This is a genomic window from Candidatus Bartonella washoeensis Sb944nv, from assembly GCF_000278135.1.
GTDB classification, from domain to species: Bacteria; Pseudomonadota; Alphaproteobacteria; order Rhizobiales; family Rhizobiaceae; genus Bartonella; species Bartonella washoeensis.
On the sequence record NZ_JH725023.1, the window covers coordinates 18,667 to 21,078 of the forward strand.

Annotated in this window: 3 protein-coding genes; 2 read left to right on the forward strand and 1 reads right to left on the reverse strand. The window is 42.0% G+C overall.

Annotation, left to right across the window (positions count from 1 at the left end; translation table 11 throughout):
• Positions 1–55: 55 nt before the first annotated feature.
• Positions 56–178, reverse strand: coding sequence for a hypothetical protein (locus MCQ_RS09780; RefSeq protein WP_280641543.1), 123 nt, complete (start codon positions 176–178; stop codon positions 56–58).
• Between the two features lie 1,062 nt (positions 179–1,240).
• On the opposite strand from MCQ_RS09780, the gene ykgO reads away from it, so the two are divergent.
• Together ykgO and MCQ_RS02590 are read left to right on the forward strand one after the other, a co-directional pair.
• A complete protein-coding gene (gene ykgO, locus MCQ_RS08730; RefSeq protein ID WP_011181208.1) occupies positions 1,241–1,366 on the forward strand; it encodes a type B 50S ribosomal protein L36 in 126 nt (41 codons plus the stop codon).
• A gap of 143 nt (positions 1,367–1,509) precedes the next feature.
• Positions 1,510–2,340, forward strand: a complete 831-nt coding sequence (locus MCQ_RS02590; RefSeq protein WP_006923372.1) for a tetratricopeptide repeat protein — start codon at positions 1,510–1,512, stop codon at positions 2,338–2,340.
• Positions 2,341–2,412: the final 72 nt, after the last annotated feature.

A 2,412-nucleotide genomic window follows, 5' to 3' on the forward strand; every position in this document is an offset into this window, starting at 1 on the left:
ACGCACCTCCTTCATCCACCTTCATGGCCCCATCCCTCTCACCTGTCCACCCCACCTAACGCGCATCGCACCCGCTTGAACTGAAACCCCTCACCACACACGTCTCTTGCCCATTCTCACCCCAGCAAAAACCACCACCAAGCACCACACCTGCAATCCTCTCGCTTAAAGCCTTCACTGCAACGCGCCACCTGCTCTTTAGCTCATGCCTTCAACATCCCCTCGATCAGAACTCTCTACCCGCCCCTCCAACAAAACCTTCAAGCACTGTTCACCACCATGGGCACCATACCACTTTTCTCCTTGTACTCTTAACGCACCTTTTAACGCACCTTTTAACGCACTTCCCTGAAGGGCAGCTTGAAAGCACTCCTCATTGCATCTTTTAAAACGCTTCTAATCGATAATCCCTCTGTCTTTCCATTTTACAGATTTAAATTTTATCGTTTTTACGATAAAACAGAAAAAAGTAAAAAAGGCTTCTGATAAAACCACATTGGAACATTTTTAAACGAAACTTTTAATAAGAAACGAAACTTTTAATAAGAAGTGAACATAGGGCAATGTGCTCCCTGCATCCATGCCACACCATTTTGTACCTCATCCCTTACACACTTCTTCCATCACCCTTGTGACACCTTGCTACCCCTTGTTGCGACTTTTCCCCTTGCATAACATTTGCTAGAACACGCACAACACTGATCCCCTCTTGTTTTTCATCCCCTTAATTCATCATTGACGCTTTTACGATAACACAGAAGCAAACAGCTATGAAAACCGCAGACTGGTATAAAAACGTGTGATACAAAAGCGTCAAAAAACGGTCTTTTAACCCTTCATTTCACTCTGCCCTGCACTTTTCAATGCTCTCTCCCCATCCTGCAACCCTCTCCCACCAACCCCTCATGCATATCCTGTAGCTTCCACCTCTTCAACTGAAAGGGAATTTGTAAGAGAGGATTGCTTGACAAAAAGTGGACTTCTTGTTACAAGTGTCATAGATCTTTTTACAACTTTCACTTATTCATTGTAATGATTAAAGTGCGTTAATGCATGCCTTTGTTTCTTTCGGGCGTGTATTTTTCTTTTTTGAGAACAGTGAAAAAGTGTAGAGGATGTTATGATACAATCACAATATGAGAAGACAGTGTTGTGGTATTGAGATGACGATCTCAAAGTTATGGCATCGATAATAAAATATAATATTGCGTTATATGAGTTTCTATAAACGGTGAGTATGATGAAAATTAAAAATTCGCTTAAAGCACTGAGGGAACGCCACCGTAACAATCGTTTGGTGCGTCGCAAGGGTCGTGTTTATATCCTAAACAAGACAAACCCACGTTTTAGAGCCCGTCAAGGTTGATGGTTTTCGGATTGGTGGTTCGTAGAGGTTAAGAGTTTTTGTGCCTGCTTTTTTTGTGGGCATGAAGCTTTTTTGTTCCTTGCAGATTTTTTTTGGATTACAGGTCCGTTGTACGATAGCTCATCTGTTGAGGACTTGTTTTTATGAAGTTTTTTATCTTTTTAAAAACTTTACCATTACAGATCTTTTCTATTTTCTGGCAAGTTTTTGTGCCTGCTTTGGCTTTTTCATCATTCTTCACGAGAACGATTTTTGTGGCTGTTTTTGTTGCTTTTGTAAGCATCTTTTGTTTGATCTCTTCTGGATACGGGCAAAATCCTCCTTCACTCCCTGCAGACCCTCCCTCTCCACAATTGCTTTTGCCCTTGGATGATCTCATTCCCAGTCAGCCTCCTTCTGGTCCCACTATGCCTGATTCTGATTCAGCAGCAACCATTCTTGAAGATTTTGACGCAACACAAGGCACCCATGCACAAAGAGCTGCACAGCGCAAAGAAGCGGAAATTTTACGCCTTCTCAAAGAACTAAAATTTTGTGCTGATGTTGATGAAGCGAAAAAGATAAGTAAGCAGCTTCAGCGTTTATGGTCACAATCGGGCAGTGAGACGATTGATCTTTTGATGTTATGGGCTGAAAACGCTATCAACGCCGACAATTATGGTCTTGCCCTTGATTACATTGATAATGTCCTTGCGCTTCACCCCACTTATGCCGAAGCTTGGGTAAGACGTGCTTGGGTTCATATTCAACTAAGTGATTTTAAACTTGCTATGGTTGACCTTCACCATGCTTTAAAACTTGAACCACGCAATTACATAGCATTTTTTGAGCTTGGCATTACCATGGAAGCGACAGAACGTCCACAACTTGCCATAAAAGCCTATGAAAAGGCGCTGGAATATTATCCGCAAATGCAGAAAATTCAAAAGCGTATTCAAGACCTCTTAGATGAAACCTCTCCACAAGCCCTATAAATGAAAGACCAGCTTTTATCCCCAATACTCTAAAACTTAAACCGCGCAATAAACACCAACCAGAGTCGCAAC

Coding starts and splice junctions, on each gene's coding strand:
- MCQ_RS02590 (WP_006923372.1), top strand. CDS start 1,510: ATGAAGTTTTTTATCTTTTTAAAAACTTTACCATTACAGATCTTTTCT.
- ykgO (WP_011181208.1), top strand. CDS start 1,241: ATGAAAATTAAAAATTCGCTTAAAGCACTGAGGGAACGCCACCGTAAC.